Consider the following 23,552-nt stretch of genomic DNA (forward strand, 5'->3'; position numbering starts at 1 on the left):
CAGCCCCCCTGCCGCCCCAGAGCTGGCGCGGTTTATGGCCGGTTATGCAACTGCATGAAAAGCGGCACATGAAGCGGGCAGGCGAGGCGGGGATAGCATTGCGCGCAAGGGCCTAAAAGAAGTTCAAGACACATAGCTAGATTATGTTGGAATTTTGCAGTTAAGTATGGAATCTTTATCCATATCTAATTCCTCTATCTAAGGAAGATGGAAATGCAAAGTATTCGCAAGGTTGTCAAAGTCTTTATAGCTTCTCCCGGGGATATGAATCCCGAACGAAAAATAGCTAGGGAAGTTGTAGACGAAATAAACTCTCTACATGCTGATACCTATGGGTATCAGGTTGAAATGGTAGGATGGGAGGAAACTGTTGGCTCAATGGGCAGGCCTCAAGAAATAATAAATAGAGATTTAGCCCGTTGTGAGCTTTTTATTGGGATGATATGGAAGCGATGGGGAACGCCTCCTGATGTAAACGGAACATTTACTTCTGGGTTTGAGGAGGAATTTACGCTCTCCGTTGACAGGTATAGTAAGGAAGGAAAGCCTCAAGTCAGTATGTTTTTCAAAGACATTGAAGAAGAGTTCCTTAGAGACCCCGGTGATGATCTTAAGAAGGTATTAAAATTCAAAGATGACCTGATACAAGGGAAAAAAATATTATTCGAAATATTTTTAAACGAAAAGGATTTTGAGAAAAAGCTAAGAAAAAGACTAGTAACATATATTAATGAGCTTGCACAAAATGACGCCAAATCAAAAGCGGAAGAGAATAAAAGTCAATCATCCATAGAAATAATTGAAAACAAGGAAGAAGAAAGCAAGATAGAAGGCAAATCACCATTCACAGAGCAGAGTTTTTACTTTATAGAAAAATTCATCAAAAATTTGAAAAAAGAAGGTTGGGAAAATACAGCACCAACTGATATAGCTTATTTAAAACTTCTCTCTAATATATTAAAAAAAAGCAATAATGATGATGACACGTTAGGGACTCACGATTCAAACTTAATTTATTTAAATAGCGAAAAATACCGATTGGGGCACAGTGAGAGACTTGGCTTAATCATGTCTGGTTTCGAAATGTTTGACTCCCATACAGCACCGCTATGGAAATGGGTTGCAGCGAGCAGCAATCCAAATATCGAGATATTCTCACTTATAGCCAAAGGACAGAGAAGAAGAAAGGTTATAGATTCCTTAAGATTGATATCGCATCAAATAACCGTCAATAGAGGATTCTTTCTTGAAGAATGGTTTGAGGATGACACTACCAGTGCAATTAAATCATCTGCATTGAAATATCTCTCAGAACAAGGAATAGAATCAGATATAGATCTGATATTAAAAGAGTATGAAAGAAAGGACGTGAGCACTAACAATGCAGCTGTAGATGCTATCATAAGTATACGAATGAGAGATAGCGTAGCTAAAGGTTTTGCCGCAATAATGGAGTATCAACCCATATCAATTAGCAACAGACTACTGAAATACATAAAGAAAAATGGGCACTTCATCCATGATACAGATTTAAAGTCAGGCTTATCTAATAAAAACAAATCTATTAGGGAAATTTGCCTCGATCTATTAATAGAGAGAAAAACATGTGATGAACCATTGCTCTTGGATTTAATGGATCACGAAGATTATGATATTAGACTTAACGCTTTAGTCCATTTTTCATCAAGCGCTAACTATAGAGACAATAAAGAAAAAGCAAAATCAATATTAAAATTTAAAGATAAGGATGGGAAAGAAAATTCAGATAAATATGATGAATTCATAAAGAAGACATTACATTTTGAAAGCAAAGAAGAAATTATAAATAAAACAAAAACGTCATCTTTGCTAGAGGCTGATGCATTGATTGCCCTCGCAACAAAAGAAAAGAAAAAATACATAAACGAAATCAGAGAAATAGTAAAAGATGGGTGTGAATCACACTATAAAAAAATAGTTGATGACTTCAATAATGTAAAGACACTCAATAATGAAAAAACCCTGAACATCTTAAGAAAGATAGAAGAAGGTGTAAGGAACAATATCACAGCTGATTGTGCAGATTGGATTTTTCAGTGTATGGATAAGTCAGATATATTTATCCTTCGAGAGTTTCTCTCCAGGAAGAATACCTTTATGACAAATTCCATTGTGAATTACATTTCTAAATTTGGAGAGTGGCAAGATATTCCTCTATTATACAGTGCAAAATTCAACTCACAAAAAAGCAATACAATCTTAGGATTTGCCACTTCAGATTTTAAAATGATGAATGTCGCTGTATCAGCCATGATAAAAATAGGTAGGGGCAGAGAAGCAGAGTTAATAGCATTACCAATGAATAGCAATTTGAAAGCTAGGTTAATTGTTCATTTTAACAGCAAGGAATTCTCAAGAATATCCAATAATGAAATAAAATCATTATTAAATAGTGAAGACGCAAGTCTTAGAGAGAAACTTTCACTTAAAATTATTGAATGCCTTCCTAAAAAGAATATAGAAAAGATATTGAAAGATTATTTATCTCAAGATACTTATTTTTATAATGTTGTTCACTGGTTAGATTTAGGCATCTCCTTGAAAAAGGATATCGTCCAAAAATCGGCCAGAAACGTGATCCAAGAGTTCTTAGATGAATGACGTACCAAATTACGTACCAAAACCACAGGAAATAACAAAAAAACCATATAAAACAATGAAGTAACACAATAAAAAACAATAGATCCAGAACATCGAGTGATATTTTCTTCACTAACCAAAACCCGCGCTATGCGGGTTTTTTTATGAACTACCCCTATATATACCTGGCCGCCTGCTGTTCGGTAATCAGCCCCATTTTTTGCAGTTGAACGGCGATGGTCCAAGTGGTGCGTTCAAATTTACTGCTCAATGCCTCAAGCGTTCCGCCCTCTGCATAGCTCTCCTGCAGCCGCTGTTTTTCTTCCTCTGCCCATGGGAAGTGCGATTTCGCCGACCGCCCCTCGGCAATGTTCTTCTGCTGCCGCTCTTCCGGTGAGAGCTTTACTTTCTTCTGGCGCTCCGGCTCAGCCTGAAACTCCTCGGCCAATGCAAACAGCAGCCGAATCGCCTCCGGCGAACCGGTCATTGACGCCGTACCCAGCAACTCCCCCGTCTCGGGGTTAATGCCATTTGCCAGCGCCCGCAACATTGCCTGTGTCTTCATATCCGCATCCTCATCCTGAGAAAGTAGGCCGTCTTGTGCGGCGAAGTAGTGAACTCTTTTTCTCTCTCAGCGAGGAAAAAATCAATATTAAAGCGGGATAACGTTCAGATTATGCGGGACAGATTCCAGTTGGCCCCCGCTCCATCGGCGATCTCCGCCGTAAAAGCGAGGTTTTTACGAAAAACTGCGGCGATCACCCAGAGAATGACAATCCATAACCCATACCAGTCGCCCGAAGTATTTTGTTCTAATTATCACGTAAGGTAATGAAAGGCGGGCTAAGCTGTGGCTAAATGTGTTTTTTTCATGCCCGCAAGCCGTACGGACCCTTTATGCCGCAAATTCTGCAATTTATTTTCGCCCTGGTGGTGATCATCGCCCTGGCGTTGCTGGTCAGCAACGATCGCAAGAAAATCCGCCTGCGCTATATTATTCAGCTCTTGGTCATTGAAGGCGCACTCGCCTATTTCTTTCTGCATTCAGAAAGTGGCCTCAGCGTAATCAGGCACGTCGCTGGCTTCTTTGAAACGCTGCTGACCTACGCAGCGCAAGGCTCCGACTTTGTTTTCGGTGGCATGAGCAAGGACGGGTTGGCATTCATTTTCCTGGGCGTTTTGTGCCCAATTATCTTTATTTCCGCGCTAATCGGTATTTTGCAGCACTTTCGTATTCTGCCGCTGATTATCCGCCTGGTCGGCACCCTGCTGTCAAAGGTTAACGGCATGGGCAAGCTGGAGTCTTTCAACGCCGTCAGCACGCTGGTGCTCGGTCAGTCGGAAAACTTTATCGCCTATAAGGGCATTATCGGCGATATTTCGCCGCGTCGTATGTACACCATGGCCGCAACCGCTATGTCGACGGTCTCCATGTCCATCGTTGGCGCCTACATGTCGATGATCGATGCGCAATACGTGGTCGCCGCACTGATCCTCAATATGTTCAGCACCTTTATCATTCTGTCGATCATCAACCCTTATCAACTGGACGATGAACCTGAGCTGAAACTGAATAAGCTGCATGAAGATCAGAGTTTCTTTGAAATGCTGGGTGAATACATTCTGGCGGGCTTCAAGATTGCGATGATTATCGCCGCGATGCTGATTGGCTTTATTGCGCTGATCTCTGCGGTGAATGCTCTGTTCTCCGCCGTTTTCGGCATCAGCTTCCAGCAAATTCTGGGCTACGTGTTTTATCCGCTGGCCTGGTTGATCGGCATCCCGGCGCAGGATGCGTTGCGGGCCGGCAGCATCATGGCGACCAAGTTGGTGGCCAATGAATTCGTGGCGATGATCGAGCTGAAGAAAATTGCGGCGGAACTGTCGCCGCGCGGCCTGGGTATTCTGTCCGTGTTCCTGGTCTCCTTTGCCAACTTTGCTTCTATCGGCATCGTCGCCGGGGCGATCAAAGGGCTGAATGAACGACAAGGCAACGTGGTATCCCGCTTTGGCCTGAAGCTGGTCTATGGTTCAACACTGGTCAGCCTGCTCTCGGCAGCCATCGCAGGGTTGGTGCTGTAAGTCAATATCCCGGCCCCGGCCGGGATCACCTCAGAACGCGACGCACACCGGCGCATCAACGCGCATCACCGAATCCTGCGCAAACTGCTGCTTATAGCTGCTGCGCAGCGCCTCGATGTTGGTTTCACTGTCCTTGCCCGGCGCATGTATCAGCATCAACGCTTTGCTGTTCTCGCGAGCCAGCTTGCCATCATTGCCCAGCCACTGCCCTTTGGCATCAAACACCGACAGACCGTCTTTAAAGCGCGGCGTCACCTGCCGATCGACAAAACCCTGCCATTCTGCTGCGGTAATCACCGGCCCGGTTGGGCGGTTCAGACCAAAATAAAGCGTGGTTTGGACCATCGGATCGCCGGTGCCGCAAACCTTCGGCTTTTGCTGCGTAGCATTCTGAGCCGTTGCAACACAGCCGCTCAGCAACAGGGCGGTAACCAAGGCCGCCGCCAGCATGGGAGTATTTTTCATTTTATATTCATATTCCTATTCCTCGGTGAGCACACCCCTCATCAGCCTGAAAGACATCGCCGATGCGCAGCGTAAAGATAGATAGTCAGCACTAGAAACTAACACGAAATATCTAATACCTGTATGGCCATTGAAAGGTTAAAAAAGGCCAATAACAAGTCAGATAAACCACCTCCAGATTAATTAAAGTAATCCGAGTTGGCATTGGTTAGAAAAACTCAGTAGCGATATGCCTCGTCGGCGATTACCCTTTCGGCCTTACACTCACTCCCGCCCACCCTGTGAATACCTTATGTTACTGAGCATTCTTTATATCATCGGCATCACCGCCGAAGCCATGACCGGCGCACTGGCTGCCGGCCGCCGCCAGATGGATATGTTTGGCGTGATTATTATCGCTTCGGCCACAGCGATTGGCGGCGGTTCAGTGCGCGATATGCTGCTCGGGCATTTCCCGTTGGGGTGGGTCAAGCATCCTGAATATATCGTGATTGTCGCCATTGCCGCGATCGTCACTACCTGGGTGGCGCCGCTGATGCGCCACCTGCGCCGCCTGTTCCTGGTGCTGGACGCCGTTGGCCTGATTGTATTTTCAATCATCGGAGCTCAGGTCGCTTTGGATATGGGCCACGGCCCTATCATCGCCGCCATTGCGGCTGTGATCACCGGCGTGTTCGGTGGCGTGCTGCGCGATATGCTCTGCAACCGCATCCCTCTGGTTTTCCAGAAGGAAATCTATGCCGGTATTTCCTTCGCCGCCGCCTGGCTGTACATCGGCCTGCAACACTTCAGCCTGCCGCACAATCTGGTCGTCATCATCACGTTGGTCGCCGGTCTGAGCGCACGTTTGATCGCCCTGCGCTTTCGCCTGGGGCTGCCGGTATTTAACTACCAGCATCCAGACCATTAATACGGCTCACCTCAGAGGCAACATATGCTGCTCCAGGTAGTCTACAAAGACCCTCACCTTGGGCAGCATATGCCGGCTTGACGGCCACAGAGCCGAGAAAAATCCCTGCTCCTGCGTATGTTGATCCAAAACCGCCACCAGTTGCCCGGCGTTAATGGCCGACCACAGCGTAAAATCCGGCAGGTAAGCGATACCCAATCCTTCCTGGGTGGCGTGGATCAGCGCTTCAATGCTGTTGCAGCTCAGCGTTACCGGGATTCGTTGGGAAACCGGCTCTCCATCAGAAAACAACCTCCACTCCTGCAGTTGCTGGCCCCCTGGGTAGCGGTAGCGCAGGCAGGCATGGTCGAGCAAATCTTCAGGTCTCTGCGGCACGCCCCGACGCTGTAAATACTCAGGCGAACTCGCCAGTATCAACCGGAACGGCCCCAGTCGCCGGGCCATCAGCCGGGAATCCGCCAACTCGCCGCTGCGAACCGCCACGTCAATTCCCTCGGCGATCAGATCCACCATCCGGTCATTGAAGTCCACGTCCAGCTCAACCTCGGGATAAAGCGTGCTGAAATCGGCAAGCAGAGGTACCAACATTCGATAACCGATAGCCGGCATGCTCACGCGCAGCTTGCCGCGCGGCGCATCGGAGATCCTCGCCATTTCGGCTTCGGCATTTTCAATTTCGCTGACGATGCGTTGGCAGCGTTCAAAAAACAACGCCCCCTCGTCGGTGAGATTGATACGTCGGGTGCTGCGGTTAAACAGCCTGACGCCCAACGATTCCTCAAGCCTGGCCACGCTTTTCCCGACGGCAGAGGCGGACACGCCCAACCGTTCACCTGCGGCGACAAAACTGCGTAGCTCGGCAGCGCGCACAAAAGCCAATAAGCCACTGAGGCTGTCCATAGGATCTCCAATTAGAGCGTTATTGTCCTTAAAGAGTGGAATATAGCCCCATTTCTAGCCAATTAAATCCACTTTATCATCCATCCCAACCGACAATACTGTCGCTGGAGCTCATCATGAATCATCTTCACCGTCTTCCAGATCCCGATCCGCAGCGCTGGATTATCCTGTTCTCCGTCTGCCTGGCGGGGTTGATCATGCCGATTAACTTTACCGGCCCGGCAGTCTCTTTGCCCGCTATCGCCGCCAGCCTGGGCGGCAGCGTAGTCGCCCTCAGTTGGGTCACCAACGCCTTTATGCTGACCTTTGGCTGCAGCCTGATGATTACCGGCGCGCTCGCCGATCGCTTTGGCCGCAAACGTGTGTTCATCAGCGGCCTGGCGGTGCTTACCTTAAGCTCAATGCTGATGCTGACGGTACAGGACATCATCGCCTTTGATTTGATACGTGCGCTTCAGGGTGTTGCCGCCGCAGCGGCGTTTGCCGGAGGAACCGCCGGCCTGGCTCAGGTATTCGATGGCGCAGAACGCGCCAAAGCCTTCAGCCTGTTGGGAACCACCTTTGGCATAGGTCTGGCATTTGGCCCGCTGCTGGCCGGTTTTTTGGTACAGCATTTTGACTGGCGTGCGATTTTTATCAGCGTGTCTTTGTTCAGTGCCATCGCCCTGTTCGCCGGTATACGCTATATGCATGAATCACGCGATCCTGCTGCGGCCAAACTCGACTGGCCCGGCGCGGCCACCTTTACGCTGGCTCTGACATTATTGACTTATGCCGTACTGCAAGCCCCCGACAGCGGTTGGGGCAGCCGTGAAGTCATCGCCCTGTTCAGCGGCGCGCTGCTTTTCATGATTGCCTTTGTCGTGATCGAGAATCGCGTGCGCAGGCCGATGCTTGATCTGTCTTTATTCCGCTATCCGCGCTTTGTCGGCGTACAGTTTCTGGCTGCCGCACCGGCCTATTCCTACGTGGTGCTGCTGGTTTTACTCCCGCTGCGCTTTATTGGCATCGAAGGTTACGGCACCCTGGAGGCGGGTATCATTATGTTCGCACTCTCAGCGCCAATGCTGATATTGCCTATGCTGGCAGGCATGTTGGCGCACCGGTTTTCCGCCGGTGTCATTTCCAGTCTGGGCCTGCTGATCTGCGCCTTCGGCCTGTTATGGCTCGCGCAATATGCGCCGGGGAAACCCTTCGTGCTATTGATCCTGCCACTGTTGACCATTGGCTGCGGCATCAGCCTGCCCTGGGGTTTAATGGACGGCCTGGCCGTCAGCGTGGTGCCGAAGGATCGTGCAGGTATGGCTACCGGCATTTTTAGCACCGTCCGCGTAGCAGGTGAAGGTATCGCACTCGCCGTGGTGGGCGCGCTGCTGGCCACCCTGGTTGAGCAGCATCTGCCGGGCTCTCCGCTGGCCAATGCTGCCGCCGGCGCCCACCGGCTGGCAATGGGCGACCTGCCACAAGCGGCGGCACTGCTGAAGGTCGATACGGTGGCCTTGAAACAAAGCTACGAAGCCGCGTTTCATAACCTGCTGTATATTCTGGCGTTAATGACGGCGATTTCAGCAGGCATCGTTTTTATTTTCCTGCGTCATGCCTCGCCCTCGCCAATCACGCATCCACAAACGGCAGACGCAAACTCACTTGCCGAGAGATCTACGGAGTAACAGCACATCATTGGGTTCCGATAAAACCTGTTATTTCCTGTGCCTCCAGCGTGCTGACCAGCGTCAGAAATGGCGGATACTGCAGAAAACCGGTGATTTGCTCGGCCTTTTTCGCGCCTATCCCGGTCATTTTTCGCCACTCCCCTACGGGGAGTTGCTGTATCTGATGCCAGCTTTTCAGCGCCGGCGTTTGTTGCAGGCTCAGCGGCACGCCCAAGGCTATCAGCCAGCGAGCAAACGGCTGTTGTCGCGCCTGCTGAAATTGCCGGTGGATACTTCGTCCGCGTTTATCACCGATGCCGGGCGCTGACATCAGTTGCTCCGGCGTCAACGCCAGCCAATCCAGCAAGTGCCGCACCAGTCCCTGATCAATCAGCACCTGCCAGGTAGATTCACTGATGCCGTGCAGGCCGAGTCCCTGCGGGCCGCCCAACCACACCAGCCGCGCCAGAAACTGCTGGCGACACTCCGGTAGCCAGGTAAAGCAACTCAAAGCATGGTAGCGATCTGCAGCCGGCGCACTGGGCTCTCTTCTTTCTGTGGCCCGCCAGACCACTTTATCCAGACGCGGGATCCCGTGCCCCATCAGGCTAATAGCCACCTGGTCACCGGGTACAACCGCCCACTGCCGCCAGCGGGCCAGCGATCCCAGGTTAACGCGCGAGACCCATTTATCATCCATCCTGAGAGGATCAAGCTTCAGTACCACGGCAATCTTTCCGGTACGGCCTACACTGAACTCGACATCATTGACCCTGGCGACCTGCTGCACCGGCGGATACTTCCAGGCAACCGCCCAATCGCCGGGCTTTGCCTGCCAGTAGCGCCCCTGGGGTGACTGCGCCTGGTGAATCACCACGCCATCCGTGACGAAGGGCAATGCTTCGCGATACCAACGCTCACGCCATTGCCGCACATCGTCCAGTGAACTCACGGGCTGTGAATAAGCCAATGCAAGAGGGAATCCCAGTGCGGCAAGCTGCTGCAAACGCTGAGTCATTTCTTGTGGGCCATCCGGCCATGCCCAGACAAACAGACCTATCTGTTGCAAGACCGGCGAAAGCTGGTTTTTCATCAGCGCACCGGCTACCGTGGATCGGGCATTGATACCGCCATGAATCTTTTGCTGATGATCGTTCACCATCAAAAAGAGTTCGCCTTGCAGGATCAGCGTCGGCGGAGCGCCCTTCACCACCGCCGGTATCGCCGGAATAGTCCGCACTTTTTCCAGCCAGTTCTCCCCCTGTAGCCCGTTTCCCCGGCTAACGGCCGCCGCCAGTTCTCCATCGCGATACACCAAAGTAATAGCGACGCCGTCCACCTTAGGCTGAACCCAGACATCGCTGCGGCCACGCAGCCACTGGGCGACGGCTGTAGGCCCCGCCAATTTATGCAACCCGGTGTGCGCCACCGGGTGAGGCGTCTTGCCCGCCGGTAAAAGCGGACTGGCCTCCTCGCCCCTTTCCAGCCCGGCGCAACGGTGCCACAACTGCAGCTTTTGCCGCAGGCTGTCATAGACCTCATCCTCAATTAAACTGTCGCCCTGTTGGTAATAAGCCACATCCCAGCGTTCAAGCTGGTTTTTTAACGTGGTTATCTCCAGTTGCAGCCTCTCCGGCCGCCACGCCGGACAACTTTCCGCCCGCAGCGCACCGCAGAACATTACCCCGCCCAACAGCGTCATCCCGACCCGTATTCCACATGTTCGCATGGTGCACCTCCCTGATAACCGGCAGTAAAACCGGGTAGCGGCGCCTCGGCAACAGGCAGTTTTCCGAACTGCCTAGCGGCTCGAGAAAGGGAGGCTGCGTTACATGAAATCGCGGAAATTTACCGATCCGCTGCGCAAATCCGCCGTTTAGCGGTTTTTTCAGCACAAAGCAGCGGGCAAAATGCGAGCTAACGCTGCACCCGGCGCGTTAGCCGTGTATACTGTGCGGAGAAAATACACATCCGCTGTTATTGGCACATCAACCGCTATCAACGAACATCATCATGGCTCAAGGCACGCTTTTTATTGTCTCTGCCCCCAGTGGCGCAGGGAAATCAAGTCTGATTCAGGCTTTGTTAAAGACGCAACCGCTGTACGACACGCAGGTTTCGGTTTCGCACACCACGCGCGACAGCCGCCCGGGTGAACATCACGGCGAACATTATTTCTTCGTCTCAAAAGATGAATTCCGCCGGATGATTGAGCAGGATGCGTTTCTTGAGCATGCCGAAGTGTTCGGCAACTATTACGGGACCTCACGCGCCGCCATTGAGCAGGTGCTGTCGACCGGCGTAGACGTCTTCCTGGATATCGATTGGCAAGGTGCGCAGCAGATCCGCGCTAAAATGCCACAGGCGCGCAGCATCTTTATTTTGCCGCCGTCGAAGGATGAACTTGGCCGCCGCCTGCGTGGCCGCGGGCAAGACTCTGAAGAGGTGATCGCCAAACGCATGGCGCAAGCCGTGGCGGAGATGACACACTACGCGGAGTATGATTATTTAATCGTGAACGATGATTTCGATCTGGCCCTGTCCGATCTGAAAACCATTATTCGCGCCGAGCGCCTGCGTTTAGGCCGGCAATTACTGCGGCATGACGCTTTAATCAGCAAACTATTGGCAGACTGAAGACAGTTTCAGTATTATGCCCAGTCTTTTCGTCACCTGTGGAGTAGCACAAATATGGCACGCGTAACTGTTCAAGACGCTGTAGAGAAAATTGGTAACCGTTTTGACCTGGTGTTGGTCGCTGCTCGTCGGGCACGTCAAATCCAGACTGGCGGTAAAGATGCACTTGTTCCGGAAGAAAACGACAAGTACACCGTTATCGCTCTGCGCGAAATCGAAGAAGGCCTGATCACCAGCCAGATCCTCGATGTTCGTGATCGTCAGGAGCAGCAAGAGCAGGAAGCCGCAGAAATTCAAGCGGTTACCGCAATTGCTGAAGGTCGTCGTTAATTAGACTGCGAGTCTGCCTTGTACCTGTTTGAAAGCCTGAATCTGCTGATTCAACGTTACCTGCCTGAGGAGCAGATTAAGCGCCTCAAACAGGCATACCTCGTTGCACGTGATGCTCACGAGGGACAGACACGCTCCAGCGGTGAGCCCTACATTACTCACCCGGTCGCCGTGGCCTGCATTCTGGCGGAAATGCGTCTCGATCATGAGACGCTGATGGCTGCGCTGCTGCATGACGTCATCGAAGACACCCCGGCCACCTACCAGGATATGGAACAGCTGTTCGGCAAGAGCGTCGCTGAACTGGTTGAAGGCGTATCCAAGCTCGACAAGCTGAAGTTCCAAGATAAAAAAGAAGCCCAGGCGGAAAACTTCCGCAAAATGATCATGGCGATGGTGCAGGATATCCGCGTCGTACTGATCAAGCTGGCCGACCGCACGCACAATATGCGTACCCTGGGTTCGCTGCGCCCTGACAAACGTCGGCGTATCGCGCGTGAAACCCTGGAAATCTACAGCCCCTTGGCCCATCGCCTGGGTATTCACCACCTGAAGACCGAGCTGGAAGAGCTGGGTTTTGAGGCGTTGTACCCGAACCGCTACCGTGTAATCAAAGAAGTGGTGAAAGCCGCCCGCGGTAACCGTAAGGAGATGATCCAAAAGATTCTCTCCGAGATCGAAGGCCGATTGAACGAAGCCGGCATTCCTTGCCGCGTCAGCGGGCGAGAAAAGCATCTGTATTCCATCTACCTCAAGATGCACCTGAAAGAACAGCGGTTCCATTCGATTATGGACATCTACGCGTTCCGGGTGATCGTGAAGGAAGTCGATACCTGTTACCGCGTGCTGGGCCAGGCCCACAGCCTGTATAAGCCGCGCCCGGGCAGGGTCAAAGACTATATCGCCATTCCCAAGGCCAACGGCTACCAATCGCTGCACACATCCCTGATCGGCCCTCACGGCGTGCCGGTTGAGGTACAGATCCGTACCGAAGATATGGATCAGATGGCAGAAATGGGGGTGGCCGCGCACTGGGCTTATAAAGAAAAAGAACAGGGCGAAACCGGCACCACTGCACAAATCCGCGCCCAGCGCTGGATGCAAAGCTTGCTGGAGTTGCAGCAAAGCGCCGGCAGTTCATTTGAATTTATCGAGAGCGTGAAATCCGATCTGTTCCCGGATGAGATTTACGTTTTCACCCCGGAAGGCCGCATCGTTGAACTACCTGCGGGCGCAACGCCGGTCGATTTCGCCTACGCGGTGCATACCGATATCGGTCATGCCTGCGTTGGCGCCCGCGTCGATCGCCAGCCCTATCCGTTGTCGCAGTCGCTGAGCAGCGGCCAGACGGTGGAAATCATCACCGCACCGGGTGCCCGACCAAACGCCGCCTGGCTGAACTTTGTCGTCAGCTCGAAAGCGCGCGCCAAAATCCGCCAGATGCTGAAAAACCTCAAGCGTGATGACTCAGTCGGCCTCGGCCGCCGCTTGCTGAACCATGCGTTGGGCGGCAGCCGCAAACTGGCAGAAATTCCACCGGAAAATATCCAGCACGAGCTGGATCGCATGAAACTGGCGACCCTGGACGATCTGCTGGCTGAAATCGGCCTCGGCAACGCCATGAGCGTGGTGGTGGCGAAAAACCTGCAGGGTGACCAATCCAATCTGGGCACCTCCTCCGGGGTTCGTAACCTGGCGATCAAGGGCGCAGACGGCGTGCTGATCACCTTCGCCAAGTGCTGCCGACCTATTCCGGGCGACCCGATCATTGCCCACGTCAGCCCGGGCAAAGGACTGGTGATCCACCATGAATCCTGCCGAAACATCCGCGGCTACCAGAAAGAGCCTGAGAAATTCATGGCGGTAGAGTGGGATAAGGACATCGAGCAGGAATTCATCGCCGAGATCAAAGTGGACATGTTTAACCATCAGGGCGCGCTGGCCAACCTGACGGCGGCCATCAACGCGGCCGAGTCCAATATTCAGAGCCTGAACACTGAAGAGAAAGACGGCCGGGTTTATAGCGCCTTTATCCGCCTGACCACCCGCGATCGCATCCATCTGGCAAATATTATGCGTAAAATCCGTATCATGCCGGATGTGATTAAAGTTAACCGTAACCGAAATTAGCGCCTATGAGCCCTGAACGCTATGCGCGGATTTGTGAAATGCTGGCAACCCGGCAGCCGGATCTGACGGTCTGCCTGGAACAGGTACACAAACCGCATAACGTCTCCGCCATTATCCGTACCGCCGACGCCGTCGGCGTGCATCAGGTGCATGCCGTGTGGCCGACCTCACGCATGCGTACCCTGGTTTCCTCCGCTGCCGGCAGCAACAGCTGGGTCAATGTAAAAACCCACCGCACCATCTCTGACGCGGTGACCCACCTGAAAGATCAAGGCATGCAGATTCTGGCGACCCACCTTTCCGCCCGCGCGGTTGATTTCCGCGAGGTGGATTACACCCGCCCAACTTGCGTGCTGCTGGGCCAGGAAAAAACCGGTATCACCGAAGAAGCGCTGGCCCTGGCCGACCAGGACATCATCATTCCGATGATCGGCATGGTGCAATCCCTCAACGTGTCGGTCGCCTCAGCCTTGATCCTGTACGAAGCGCAGCGCCAGCGCCACAACGCCGGTATGTACCTGCGCACCCACAGTGCGCTGGACGAAGAAGAACAACAACGCCTGCTGTTCGAGGGCGGCTACCCGGTGCTGGCCAACGTCGCCAAGCGCAAAGGGCTGCCGCGTCCGCAGATTGACCAACAGGGCCAGGTGGTCGCCGACGCCGAATGGTGGGCGACCATGCAGGCAACGGTACGCCGATGAAAGGCCGCCTGCTGGACGCCGTCGCTCTCACCACGCTTTCCGGGGTTGGAGCCAGCCAAGCGGGCAAGCTGGCCAAAATTGGCCTGGAAACCATTCAGGACCTGCTGCTGCACCTCCCGCTGCGTTATGAAGACCGCACCCGTCTTTATCCGATCAACGACCTGCTGCCGGGCATTTTTGCCACTGTGGAAGGCGAAGTGCTGCGCAGCGATATCAGTTTTGGCCGTCGGCGTATGCTGACCTGCCAGATCAGCGACGGCACCGGCCTGCTCACCATGCGTTTCTTTAACTTCAATGCAGCGATGAAAAACAGCCTGGCCGCAGGCCGCCGCGTAACCGCTTACGGTGAGATCAAACGCGGCAACCACGGCGCAGAAATCATCCACCCGGAATACCGCATTCAGGGGGAAAGCAGCGAGGTTGAACTGCAGGACTCACTGACGCCGGTTTATCCGACCACAGAAGGCATCAGGCAGGCCACGCTGCGCAAGCTGACCGATCAGGCGCTGGAGCTGCTGGACACCTGCGCCATCGCCGAACTGCTGCCACCGGAACTCAGTGGCGGGCTGATGAGCCTGCCGCAGGCGCTGCACACCCTGCACCGCCCGCCGCCGGATATTCAGTTGGAAGATTTGGAGCAGGGCAAGCATCCGGCGCAAAAACGCCTGATCCTGGAAGAGCTGCTGGCGCATAACCTCAGCATGCTGGCGGTGCGCGCCGGTGCGCAGAGTTATCAGGCGCTGCCGCTGATGCCGGATGACCGTCTGAAAAAACAATTTCTCGCCGAATTGCCGTTCTCGCCGACCGGCGCGCAAGATCGCGTAGTGGCCGATATCGAAGCCGATATGCAAAAAAGCTTCCCGATGATGCGGCTGGTGCAAGGTGATGTCGGCTCAGGCAAAACGCTGGTGGCCGCACTGGCGGCGCTACGCGCCATCGCCCACGGCAAACAGGTGGCATTGATGGCGCCCACCGAACTGCTGGCCGAACAACACGCCAATAACTTCCGCCAGTGGTTTGAACCGCTGGGGCTTGAAGTGGGCTGGCTGGCCGGTAAGCAAAAAGGCAAGGCACGCATTGCTCAGCAGGAAGCGATCGCCAGCGGAAAAGTGTCGATGGTGGTCGGTACGCACGCCATCTTCCAGGAACAGGTACAGTTTTCCGGCCTGGCGCTGGTGATCATCGACGAACAGCACCGGTTTGGTGTGCACCAGCGGCTGGCTCTGTGGGAAAAAGGCGAGGAGCAAGGCTTCCATGCCCACCAGTTGATCATGACCGCCACGCCAATCCCACGCACGCTGGCAATGACCGCCTATGCCGATCTCGATACCTCGGTGATAGACGAACTGCCGCCAGGCAGGACGCCGGTCACCACCGTAGCCATTCCAGACACCCGGCGTGCCGATATTATCCAGCGGGTAAAAAGCGCCTGTATGGAAGAAGGCCGGCAGGCGTACTGGGTCTGTACGCTGATCGAGGAATCGGAATTGCTGGAAGCGCAGGCGGCGGAAGCCACCTGGGAAGAATTGAAGACTGCACTGCCTGAACTGAAAGTCGCGCTGGTTCACGGCCGCATGAAGGCGCAGGAAAAGCAGGCGGTAATGCAGGCCTTTAAACAGGGTGAGTTACAACTGTTGGTGGCAACCACAGTGATCGAAGTAGGCGTCGACGTACCGAACGCCAGTCTGATGATCATCGAAAACCCGGAGCGGCTTGGGTTGGCGCAACTGCATCAGCTACGCGGCCGCGTTGGCCGTGGCGCAGTGGCATCGCATTGCGTGCTGTTGTACAAAACCCCGCTGAGTAAAACTGCGCAGAAACGTCTGCAGGTTCTGCGCGACAGTAACGATGGCTTTGTGATTGCCCAGCGCGATCTGGAAATTCGTGGCCCAGGCGAGCTGCTTGGGACGCGCCAGACCGGCAGTGCGGAGTTCAAGGTGGCCGATTTGCTGCGCGACCAGGCGATGATACCGGAAGTGCAACGCGTCGCCCGTCATATTCATCAGCAGTACCCGGAACATGCCCGCGCCCTGATTGAACGCTGGCTACCGGAGAAAGCGCGCTATTCCAACGCCTGACCCTCTTCCATAGACAAGGGCGCCAATGGCGCCCTTGCTTTACCTCTCGAACGTTATTCAGCCCACAGCCGGGAACACCGGCAACAGCAGATACAGCTTAATCACGATCGCGTTGGCGATATCGATAAAGAACGCCCCCACCATCGGCACCACCAGAAACGCCAGATGCGATGGACCGAAGCGATCGGTAATCGCCTGCATATTGGCGATCGCCGTTGGCGTAGCGCCCATGCCAAAACCACAGTGGCCCGCAGCCAGTACCGCCGCATCGTAGTTTTTGCCCATCACCCGGTAAGTGACGAAAATCGCGTAGAGCGCCATCACCAGTGTCTGCACAGCCAGAATGGCCAGCATCGGCAGCGCCAGCGACGCCAGCTCCCACAGGCGCAGGCTCATTAGCGCCATGGCCAGGAACAGCGACAGGCTGACGTTCCCCAGTACCGACACCGCCCGTTCGAACACGGTGTAAAAACCGCTGAACGCCAGCGTATTGCTGAGGATCACGCCGACAAACAGCACGCAAACAAAGTTTGGCAATTCAAACACCGTGCCATTCAACAGGCCGGCAATAAACTGCCCCAGGCTCAAGCAGATGGCGATCATTGCGATAGTTTCGATCATCACCAAGGACGTGATCAGTCGACCGCTTTCCGGCTTTTCAAAACCGCTAGGTTGCACGCTATCTTCCGGTGTGCCCTCCGGTGTAGAGGAGTGTTTCACCAGGTAACGCGCCACCGGGCCGCCGATCAGGCCGCCCAGCACCAGGCCGAAAGTTGCGCAGGCCATCGCCACTTCCGTAGCATTTTCAAACCCATAGCGCTCGATAAACAGTTTGCTCCAGGCTGCGCCGGTACCATGACCGCCAGATAGCGTAATTGAACCGGCGATCAGGCCCATCAGCGGATCCAGACCCAATATTTTCGCCATGCCGATGCCAATGGCGTTCTGCACCAGCAGCAGGCCCAGCACCACAAACAGGAACACCATTAGCGCTCTGCCACCCGCGCGCAACCGCGCCAGGTTGGCATTCAGGCCGATAGTGGCGAAGAAGGCCAGCATCAACGGGTCTTTCAGCGACATATCGAAGCTGATTTCCCAGTTAGCGAACTTTTTCAGGGCTAACAACAAGAGCGCCACCAGCAACCCACCGGCGACAGGTGCGGGAATAGTGTATTTTCGCAACAGCGGAATGCTTGTGACGCATTTGCCCCCAAGGAGCAAAACCAGCGTTGCCGCGACTAACGTGCCATAAGTATCAAGATGAAACATCCGGGTACTCCCTGTAACGGAAAAGATCCAATAAGAAATAATAAGTTATAGAAAACCACTCAGTTTTTAAAACTTGATGAGGGTGGGATTAGAAGTAAAAAATGCTGAGAAGACAAGAAAAAATGAACAAAAATACGACATAAGCATTGATAACCCCGACGTAATATTAGGGCGCAACCGTTTGCTTTTGCGGGGTGGATCATTAAAATGCCTGCTTTGCCGTTTCTGGAAATGTCACATCATGACCATGCCATCCACCGAGCTTGATACCGTGCAAAAAGCCGCCGTAACGCCCCACACCAGCGAACTGATTTATCGCCTGGAAGACCGCCCGCCGCTGCCGCAAACGCTGTTTGCCGCCGGTCAGCATCTGCTGGCGATGTTCGTGGCGGTAATTACCCCGGCTCTGTTGATCTGTCAGGCGCTCGGTCTGCCGGCACAGGATACTCAGCACATTATCAGCATGTCGCTGTTTGCCTCCGGTCTGGCCTCCATTCTGCAAATTAAAACCTGGGGACCCGTCGGTTCCGGCCTGCTGTCGATTCAGGGCACCAGTTTCAACTTTGTTTCGCCACTGATTATGGGCGGGCTGGCGCTGAAGAACGGCGGTGCCGACGTCCCCACCATGATGGCCGCGCTATTCGGCACGCTGATGGTCGCTTCCTGCACCGAGATCTTGCTCTCCCGCGTGCTGCACCTGGCGCGACGCATCATCACCCCGCTGGTCTCCGGCATTGTGGTGATGATTATCGGGTTGTCGCTGATTCAGGTTGGGCTGACCTCCATCGGCGGCGGCTATGCCGCGATGAGCGGAGGCAGCTTCGGCGCTCCGAAAAATCTGCTGCTGGCCGGCGCGGTATTGGCGGTGATTATTCTGCTTAACCGTCAGCGCAACCCGTACCTGCGCGTCGCCTCGCTGGTGATCGCCATGGCGGTCGGCTACCTGCTGGCCTGGGCGATGGACATGCTGCCGGCAAGCCAACCGGCTCCGCAAACGGCGGCAGTCACCCTGCCGATCCCGCTGTATTATGGCCTGGGCTTTGACTGGAGCCTGCTGCTGCCACTGATGCTGATCTTTATGGTTACCTCGCTGGAAACCATCGGCGACATCACCGCCACCTCAGACGTGTCGGAACAGCCGGTCAGCGGCCCGCTGTATATGAAGCGCCTGAAGGGCGGCGTGCTGGCCAACGGCCTGAACTCGATGCTGTCGGCGGTGTTCAACACCTTCCCCAACTCCTGTTTTGGTCAGAACAACGGCGTGATCCAACTGACCGGGGTTGCCAGCCGTTACGTCGGTTTTGTGGTGGCGCTGATGCTGATCGCGCTGGGCTTGTTCCCGGCAGTGGCCAATTTTGTGCAACATATTCCTGAGCCGGTGCTTGGCGGTGCTACCCTGGTAATGTTCGGTACCATCGCCGCCTCCGGCGTGCGTATCGTGTCACGCGAAAGGCTGAACCGCCGCGCAATCATGATCATGGCGCTGTCGCTGGCCGTCGGCATGGGCGTTTCTCAGCAACCGCTGATCCTGCAGTTCGCGCCCGACTGGCTGAAAACCCTGCTCTCCTCAGGCATTGCCGCCGGCGGCATCACCGCCATCGTGCTCAACCTGGTGTTTCCGCACGAACACGAGAAGCCATAATCCACCGCGCTGCCTGCCACAAACGGCCGCTTGCGGCCGTTTTTTATTGCCTATCAGACCATTGCACTTGAGATGCCCGGCCAATTGCGGCATAAACAGGGTATCTTTTTTGACCGACGCGGATGTAGACGATGAAATTTATCGGAAAACTGTTGCTGACGTTGCTGCTGCTGGTAGTGCTTGCCATTGTGCTGTTGTACGTCGTGGGGCAAACCGGCTGGGCGGCGGGCTGGCTTAGCCGTTGGATCAGCGACAACAGCGAATATCGCCTGTCGGTGGCAAAAATCTCGCACTCATGGAATCAGCCGGGCCAAATCAGCCTGGAAGACGTCCAACTGGCCAAAAATAACCAGCCGCAGGCGTTGGTCGCCAAACGGGTAGATCTCGGCCTGAGCCTGCGCCAAATCACTGAACCGCGTTATTTTCACAGCGTAACGCTGCGCGACGGTACGCTTACCGTTCAGCCGCAAGCCGCGATACTGCCGGTGCAGGCCGATGTGTTGCAGTTGAGCAATATGGCGCTGCAGTCCAGCGACGAAACCTGGCAGCTCAATGCGCAACAGGTCAATGCCGGCATTACGCCCTGGCAACCCAAAGCCGGCCATCTGCTGGGAGAAAACAATCAGTTCCAGTTCAGCGCCGGCTCGATGACGCTGAACGGTATCCCGGCTTCGCAGGTGCTGGTACAGGGTGAACTTAAACAGAACCAGCTGAAGCTCAACAACTTCGGCGCCGATTTGGCGCAAGGTGACCTGACCGGGGTAGCCAGCCGCGCCACCGACGGCAGCTGGCTGGTGGAACGCCTGCGGCTGAGTGGCGTACGCATGCAAACCCCGCTGACGCTGGCCGAATTCTGGCAACGCTTTACCGCCCTGCCGCCGGTCACTCTCAAACGCTTTGATCTGATCGACGCGCGGCTGGAAGGCAAGGAGTGGGCGTTCAACGATCTCGATCTGTCGCTGCAGAACATCACCTTCCAGCAGGGCGACTGGCGCAGCGAGGACGGTTCGCTGAACTTCAACGCCAGCGATCTGATCAACGGGGGTTTCCACCTGATCGACCCGATCATGAATATGCGGCTTTCACCGGCCGGTATCGCCATTCAGCAGTTCACCAGCCGCTGGGAAGGCGGATTGTTGCGCACCTCCGGCAACTGGCTGCGCACCAACAATCGCCTGCAACTGGACGAAGTAGCCGTCGCCGCACTGGAATACACTTTACCGTCAGATTGGCGCGCACTGTGGCTGAAACCGCTGCCGCACTGGCTGGCGGAGGTTTACGTCAACAAGCTGACCACCAATCGCAACCTGATCATCGATATTAATCCGAATTTCCCGTTCCAGATCACCGCGCTGGACGGCTACGGCGGCAACCTGCTGTTGGCGCGTGACCACCAGTGGGGCATTTGGTCCGGCACGCTGAACCTGAACGGCAGCGAAGCCACCTTCAACAAGATTGACGTTAGACGCCCATCGCTGGCGCTAAACGCTAACGACGGGCAGATCAACGTCACTGAGCTAAGCGCCTTTATGCCAAAGGGATTACTGGAAGCCAAAGCCACGGTCGAACAACTGCCGGGCAAGCCGTTTACGCTGTCGTTGAACGGCCGCTCGGTGCCGGTGAATACTTTGCAGCAATGGGGGTGGCAGCCGGTTCCGCTGGAAGGTGACGGAAATCTGCAGTTGCAGTTGAAAGGGTTGCTGAACAGCGATGGCCCGTTTAAATCTTCACTTAAGGGCGAACTGCAGGCCACCGCCGGCGATGGCCGTACGGTCGACCAACAGTTACCCTAGTCTTTCACGCCCTCTTCCCAGGGAAGAGGGCCGATAACTCAGCTTTCTATCGCCTCAGAACCGCCCTGGTCCAGGGGCGCGTCCGACTCGGCCGGCAGCACCATATAAGTGCCTTCAAATATCGCGCCTTTATCGTCGTCACCGAACAGATGCACCTCCGCCTGCACCCGTGCCCGGCGGCCCCGCGCCAGACGTGCCAGATCGCCGCTCAGCGAGCTGAGATCCGCCACCGCACGCGGTCTGCCGGTGATAGGTTTGCTGTAGCGGATATGCGCATCTGCCAGAATAATGGTGCCGCCCAGATGGCGCTCACGCAGCAGCAGCCAGATAAGCCCCCAGGCGGTCAGCGTGGCCAGAGAGAACAGGCTGCCGGCAAACAGCGTATGGTGCGGGTTCTGGTTGCCAATCTCCGGCATGGTGGTGACGAAACGCTGGCCGGTATACTGGCTGATGCGCACCCCCATTTTCTCGCTGAGTGGGATATGATCGTACCAGGCCTGCTGCAGCTGGCCGCACCAATCGGGGCGATGCAGAATATCGTCCAGCGTGGCCACCGGCTTAATCATCAGGAAATGGCGGATCGGGGTGGTTTGCGGCGCGGTGATCTCGCCCTGATTGACGAACCCCAGCTTGGCAAAGAACTCCACCGCATCCTCACGGGCGCTACACACCACCCGCTTTACCCCTTCCTGACGTGCCACGGATTCCAGCGTCATCGCCACCAGCGTGCCGAGCCCTTTGTCCTGTACCGTAGGGTCTACCGCCATAAAGCGGATCGCCGCCTCGTTGTCGGCATTGATATACAGCCGCCCGATAGCGACAATTTTACCGCCCTCATCCACCACCATCTGATGGTGCGCCATGGCGTCGTAGGCATCCTTTTCCGAACCCACCGGTTGGTGCAATGGCTTACGCAGCATTTCCCAACGAAACTGGTAATAATCCTTCAGCTCTTGTTCTGTTACGGGTACTCGTAGGTGATACATAGACGCCTTCTCTCTCAAAATACTTAGACTTGAAGCCAAAACGTCACCGGTCCGTCGTTCACCAGCGCCACTTGCATGTCGGCGGCGAACTCCCCGGTCTGTGTTTCTACGCCGCGTTCGCGGCACTGGCCAACAAAATATTGATACAACCGATCGGCCTCCTGCGGTACTGCACCGCGTGAGAAACTCGGGCGCATGCCTTTTTGGGTATCGGCCACCAGCGTGAACTGCGAAACCACCAACAGGCTGCCTCCCGCCTGCTGGACATTGAGATTCATCTTGTCGTTCTCGTCGCCAAAGATGCGATACCCCAGCACGCGTTCACACAGGCGCACGGCTTTTTGCTCGTTATCGTCCTGCTCCACGCCCAATAACACTAACAAACCGGGGCCAATCTTGCCTACCGTCTCTCCCTTGACCGTGACGCTGGCGTTTAACACCCGTTGTATTAACGCAATCATAACTGCCCTTCTTGTGTCTGATCCTGTTGCTCCGTCTTTTGCCGGCGGTAGTCACGGTATTCCCCGAGGGTAACGGTAATTTCCGCGCCGAGTAACACGATACACCAGCTCCAGTAGACCCACAGGAATAAAATCGGGATCACCGCCAGCACGCCGTATATCAGCTGATAAGACGGGAACATGGTGATATACAGCGCAAAACCCTTCTTGCCGAGCTCAAACAATACCCCGGCCACCAGCGCGCCGATCAGCGCATCTTTGGGCGGCACACGCACCGTCGGCACGATGCAATACAGCAGCCAGAACGATATCCAGGACAGGATCAGCGGGAAAATTCGCAGTACTTGATCCACCAGGCTGTTCACGCCAGCCTGCGCCAGCCAGTTGAGCGACAGCAGATAGGAGCTGATAGCCATGCTGGCCCCCACCAACAGCGGCCCCAGAGTCAGCACCATCCAATACACCGCAAACGAAAATACGATTGGCCGTTTGTTCTTGCTGCGCCAGATAGTATTCAGCACGCTGTCCACCGAGGAGATCAGCAGCAGCGCGGTGACAATCAGCCCGCAGGTCCCGACGGCGGTCATTTTGTTGGAGTTGGCGACAAACTGCTCCAGATAACTTTGGATCACGTTGCCGGCGGCAGGCATGAAATTAGAGAAGATAAAACTTTTCAACTGGACGCTGATGTCGGAAAACATCGGGAACGCGGCAAACAGCGCGAACACCACGGTAATCAACGGCACCAGCGACAGCAGGGAAACATAGGCCAGATGGCCCGCCAGCATGGTCAGACCATCGTTATCGACGCGTTGGAACAACAGCCGCCCAAAGGTGACGCTGGGTTTGATCGCAGAAGACAACTTTTTACGGCGGAAAAACGACATGGTCACTCCT

At 54.6% G+C, this 23,552-nt stretch carries 19 protein-coding genes; 11 read left to right on the forward strand and 8 right to left on the reverse strand.

What is annotated here, in order from left to right:
- Positions 1 to 213 precede the first annotated feature (213 nt).
- Positions 214 to 2,640 carry a DUF4062 domain-containing protein gene (locus tag JEM67_RS27065; RefSeq protein WP_199637546.1) on the forward strand — a complete coding sequence of 809 codons (2,427 nt, stop codon included), beginning with the start codon at positions 214 to 216 and terminating at the stop codon, positions 2,638 to 2,640.
- Positions 2,641 to 2,794: 154 nt separating this feature from the next.
- Here JEM67_RS27065 and JEM67_RS27070 read toward each other — a convergent pair whose 3' ends face one another.
- On the reverse strand, positions 2,795 to 3,184 hold the full coding sequence (locus JEM67_RS27070) for a hypothetical protein (RefSeq protein WP_199637544.1): 390 nt from the start codon (positions 3,182 to 3,184) through the stop codon (positions 2,795 to 2,797).
- Positions 3,185 to 3,516: 332 nt separating this feature from the next.
- On the opposite strand from JEM67_RS27070, the gene JEM67_RS27075 reads away from it, so the two are divergent.
- A complete protein-coding gene (locus tag JEM67_RS27075; RefSeq protein ID WP_006328931.1) occupies positions 3,517 to 4,701 on the forward strand; it encodes a NupC/NupG family nucleoside CNT transporter in 1,185 nt (394 codons plus the stop codon).
- A 30-nt stretch (positions 4,702 to 4,731) separates the two neighbouring features.
- Here JEM67_RS27075 and JEM67_RS27080 read toward each other — a convergent pair whose 3' ends face one another.
- Positions 4,732 to 5,166, reverse strand: a complete 435-nt coding sequence (locus JEM67_RS27080; RefSeq protein WP_199637542.1) for a DUF3574 domain-containing protein — start codon at positions 5,164 to 5,166, stop codon at positions 4,732 to 4,734.
- Between the two features lie 292 nt (positions 5,167 to 5,458).
- Between JEM67_RS27080 and JEM67_RS27085 the strand changes: the two genes are divergently transcribed.
- Positions 5,459 to 6,076 (forward strand): trimeric intracellular cation channel family protein, encoded by a 618-nt coding sequence (locus JEM67_RS27085; RefSeq protein ID WP_006320142.1) that lies wholly within the window; start codon positions 5,459 to 5,461, stop codon positions 6,074 to 6,076.
- 6 nt (positions 6,077 to 6,082) lie between these two features.
- Here JEM67_RS27085 and JEM67_RS27090 read toward each other — a convergent pair whose 3' ends face one another.
- A complete protein-coding gene (locus JEM67_RS27090; RefSeq protein WP_199637541.1) occupies positions 6,083 to 6,976 on the reverse strand; it encodes a LysR family transcriptional regulator in 894 nt (297 codons plus the stop codon).
- A gap of 116 nt (positions 6,977 to 7,092) precedes the next feature.
- Between JEM67_RS27090 and JEM67_RS27095 the strand changes: the two genes are divergently transcribed.
- A complete protein-coding gene (locus JEM67_RS27095) occupies positions 7,093 to 8,646 on the forward strand; it encodes an MFS transporter (RefSeq protein ID WP_199637539.1) in 1,554 nt (517 codons plus the stop codon).
- Positions 8,647 to 8,653: 7 nt separating this feature from the next.
- On the opposite strand, the gene ligB is transcribed toward JEM67_RS27095, so the two are convergent.
- Positions 8,654 to 10,357, reverse strand: a complete 1,704-nt coding sequence (ligB, locus tag JEM67_RS27100) for an NAD-dependent DNA ligase LigB (protein WP_233527797.1) — start codon at positions 10,355 to 10,357, stop codon at positions 8,654 to 8,656.
- 284 nt (positions 10,358 to 10,641) lie between these two features.
- Between ligB and gmk the strand changes: the two genes are divergently transcribed.
- Genes gmk through recG form a run of 5 tightly spaced genes read left to right on the forward strand, consistent with a single transcriptional unit; the run spans position 10,642 to position 16,504 of the window.
- Positions 10,642 to 11,265 (forward strand): guanylate kinase, encoded by a 624-nt coding sequence (gene gmk, locus JEM67_RS27105; protein WP_199637537.1) that lies wholly within the window; start codon positions 10,642 to 10,644, stop codon positions 11,263 to 11,265.
- Positions 11,266 to 11,319: 54 nt separating this feature from the next.
- Positions 11,320 to 11,595 carry a DNA-directed RNA polymerase subunit omega gene (gene rpoZ, locus JEM67_RS27110; protein ID WP_004953385.1) on the forward strand — a complete coding sequence of 92 codons (276 nt, stop codon included), beginning with the start codon at positions 11,320 to 11,322 and terminating at the stop codon, positions 11,593 to 11,595.
- 18 nt (positions 11,596 to 11,613) lie between these two features.
- Entirely contained in the window at positions 11,614 to 13,725 is a 2,112-nt protein-coding gene (gene spoT / locus JEM67_RS27115) for a bifunctional GTP diphosphokinase/guanosine-3',5'-bis pyrophosphate 3'-pyrophosphohydrolase (protein ID WP_006320163.1), read from the forward strand.
- Positions 13,726 to 13,730: 5 nt separating this feature from the next.
- A complete protein-coding gene (gene trmH, locus JEM67_RS27120) occupies positions 13,731 to 14,426 on the forward strand; it encodes a tRNA (guanosine(18)-2'-O)-methyltransferase TrmH (protein ID WP_013815038.1) in 696 nt (231 codons plus the stop codon).
- Positions 14,423 to 16,504, forward strand: coding sequence for an ATP-dependent DNA helicase RecG (recG, locus tag JEM67_RS27125; RefSeq protein WP_199637635.1), 2,082 nt, complete (start codon positions 14,423 to 14,425; stop codon positions 16,502 to 16,504). Before trmH ends, recG begins: the two co-directional genes overlap by 4 nt.
- Positions 16,505 to 16,561: 57 nt before the next feature.
- On the opposite strand, the gene gltS is transcribed toward recG, so the two are convergent.
- Positions 16,562 to 17,773, reverse strand: coding sequence for a sodium/glutamate symporter (gltS, locus tag JEM67_RS27130; RefSeq protein WP_004953394.1), 1,212 nt, complete (start codon positions 17,771 to 17,773; stop codon positions 16,562 to 16,564).
- Positions 17,774 to 18,014: 241 nt separating this feature from the next.
- Here gltS and JEM67_RS27135 point away from each other — a divergent pair, with 241 nt between their 5' ends.
- Both JEM67_RS27135 and JEM67_RS27140 read left to right on the forward strand, forming a co-directional pair.
- Positions 18,015 to 19,415, forward strand: coding sequence for a nucleobase:cation symporter-2 family protein (locus tag JEM67_RS27135; RefSeq protein WP_199637535.1), 1,401 nt, complete (start codon positions 18,015 to 18,017; stop codon positions 19,413 to 19,415).
- Positions 19,416 to 19,546: 131 nt separating this feature from the next.
- Positions 19,547 to 21,208, forward strand: a complete 1,662-nt coding sequence (locus JEM67_RS27140) for an AsmA family protein (RefSeq protein WP_199637533.1) — start codon at positions 19,547 to 19,549, stop codon at positions 21,206 to 21,208.
- 38 nt (positions 21,209 to 21,246) lie between these two features.
- Here the strand turns inward: JEM67_RS27140 and fabY are convergent, their stop codons facing one another.
- Genes fabY through JEM67_RS27155 form a run of 3 tightly spaced genes read right to left on the reverse strand, consistent with a single transcriptional unit; the run spans position 21,247 to position 23,542 of the window.
- Positions 21,247 to 22,194, reverse strand: coding sequence for a fatty acid biosynthesis protein FabY (fabY, locus tag JEM67_RS27145; RefSeq protein ID WP_013815043.1), 948 nt, complete (start codon positions 22,192 to 22,194; stop codon positions 21,247 to 21,249).
- Positions 22,195 to 22,217: 23 nt separating this feature from the next.
- Complete coding sequence (gene dtd, locus JEM67_RS27150; protein ID WP_004953406.1) at positions 22,218 to 22,655, reverse strand: D-aminoacyl-tRNA deacylase; 438 nt, start codon at positions 22,653 to 22,655, stop codon at positions 22,218 to 22,220.
- Entirely contained in the window at positions 22,652 to 23,542 is an 891-nt protein-coding gene (locus tag JEM67_RS27155) for a virulence factor BrkB family protein (RefSeq protein WP_013815044.1), read from the reverse strand. The genes dtd and JEM67_RS27155 overlap by 4 nt, the downstream gene beginning before the upstream one ends.
- Between the last annotated feature and the right edge of the window lie 10 nt (positions 23,543 to 23,552).

Origin of the sequence: Serratia sp. PAMC26656 (assembly GCF_016469055.2) — a bacterium.
Classification (GTDB): domain Bacteria; phylum Pseudomonadota; class Gammaproteobacteria; order Enterobacterales; family Enterobacteriaceae; genus Serratia; species Serratia plymuthica.

Excerpts from the sequence above, each read along its gene's own strand:
- trmH (WP_013815038.1), top strand. The coding sequence starts at position 13,731 with ATGAGCCCTGAACGCTATGCGCGGATTTGTGAAATGCTGGCAACCCGG.
- rpoZ (WP_004953385.1), top strand. The coding sequence starts at position 11,320 with ATGGCACGCGTAACTGTTCAAGACGCTGTAGAGAAAATTGGTAACCGT.
- JEM67_RS27090 (WP_199637541.1), bottom strand. The coding sequence starts at position 6,976 with ATGGACAGCCTCAGTGGCTTATTGGCTTTTGTGCGCGCTGCCGAGCTA.
- JEM67_RS27075 (WP_006328931.1), top strand. The coding sequence starts at position 3,517 with ATGCCGCAAATTCTGCAATTTATTTTCGCCCTGGTGGTGATCATCGCC.
- JEM67_RS27065 (WP_199637546.1), top strand. The coding sequence starts at position 214 with ATGCAAAGTATTCGCAAGGTTGTCAAAGTCTTTATAGCTTCTCCCGGG.
- gmk (WP_199637537.1), top strand. The coding sequence starts at position 10,642 with ATGGCTCAAGGCACGCTTTTTATTGTCTCTGCCCCCAGTGGCGCAGGG.
- JEM67_RS27155 (WP_013815044.1), bottom strand. The coding sequence starts at position 23,542 with ATGTCGTTTTTCCGCCGTAAAAAGTTGTCTTCTGCGATCAAACCCAGC.
- dtd (WP_004953406.1), bottom strand. The coding sequence starts at position 22,655 with ATGATTGCGTTAATACAACGGGTGTTAAACGCCAGCGTCACGGTCAAG.
- ligB (WP_233527797.1), bottom strand. The coding sequence starts at position 10,357 with ATGCGAACATGTGGAATACGGGTCGGGATGACGCTGTTGGGCGGGGTA.
- recG (WP_199637635.1), top strand. The coding sequence starts at position 14,423 with ATGAAAGGCCGCCTGCTGGACGCCGTCGCTCTCACCACGCTTTCCGGG.
- JEM67_RS27070 (WP_199637544.1), bottom strand. The coding sequence starts at position 3,184 with ATGAAGACACAGGCAATGTTGCGGGCGCTGGCAAATGGCATTAACCCC.
- fabY (WP_013815043.1), bottom strand. The coding sequence starts at position 22,194 with ATGTATCACCTACGAGTACCCGTAACAGAACAAGAGCTGAAGGATTAT.
- JEM67_RS27085 (WP_006320142.1), top strand. The coding sequence starts at position 5,459 with ATGTTACTGAGCATTCTTTATATCATCGGCATCACCGCCGAAGCCATG.
- JEM67_RS27135 (WP_199637535.1), top strand. The coding sequence starts at position 18,015 with ATGACCATGCCATCCACCGAGCTTGATACCGTGCAAAAAGCCGCCGTA.
- JEM67_RS27140 (WP_199637533.1), top strand. The coding sequence starts at position 19,547 with ATGAAATTTATCGGAAAACTGTTGCTGACGTTGCTGCTGCTGGTAGTG.
- JEM67_RS27095 (WP_199637539.1), top strand. The coding sequence starts at position 7,093 with ATGAATCATCTTCACCGTCTTCCAGATCCCGATCCGCAGCGCTGGATT.
- gltS (WP_004953394.1), bottom strand. The coding sequence starts at position 17,773 with ATGTTTCATCTTGATACTTATGGCACGTTAGTCGCGGCAACGCTGGTT.
- JEM67_RS27080 (WP_199637542.1), bottom strand. The coding sequence starts at position 5,166 with ATGAAAAATACTCCCATGCTGGCGGCGGCCTTGGTTACCGCCCTGTTG.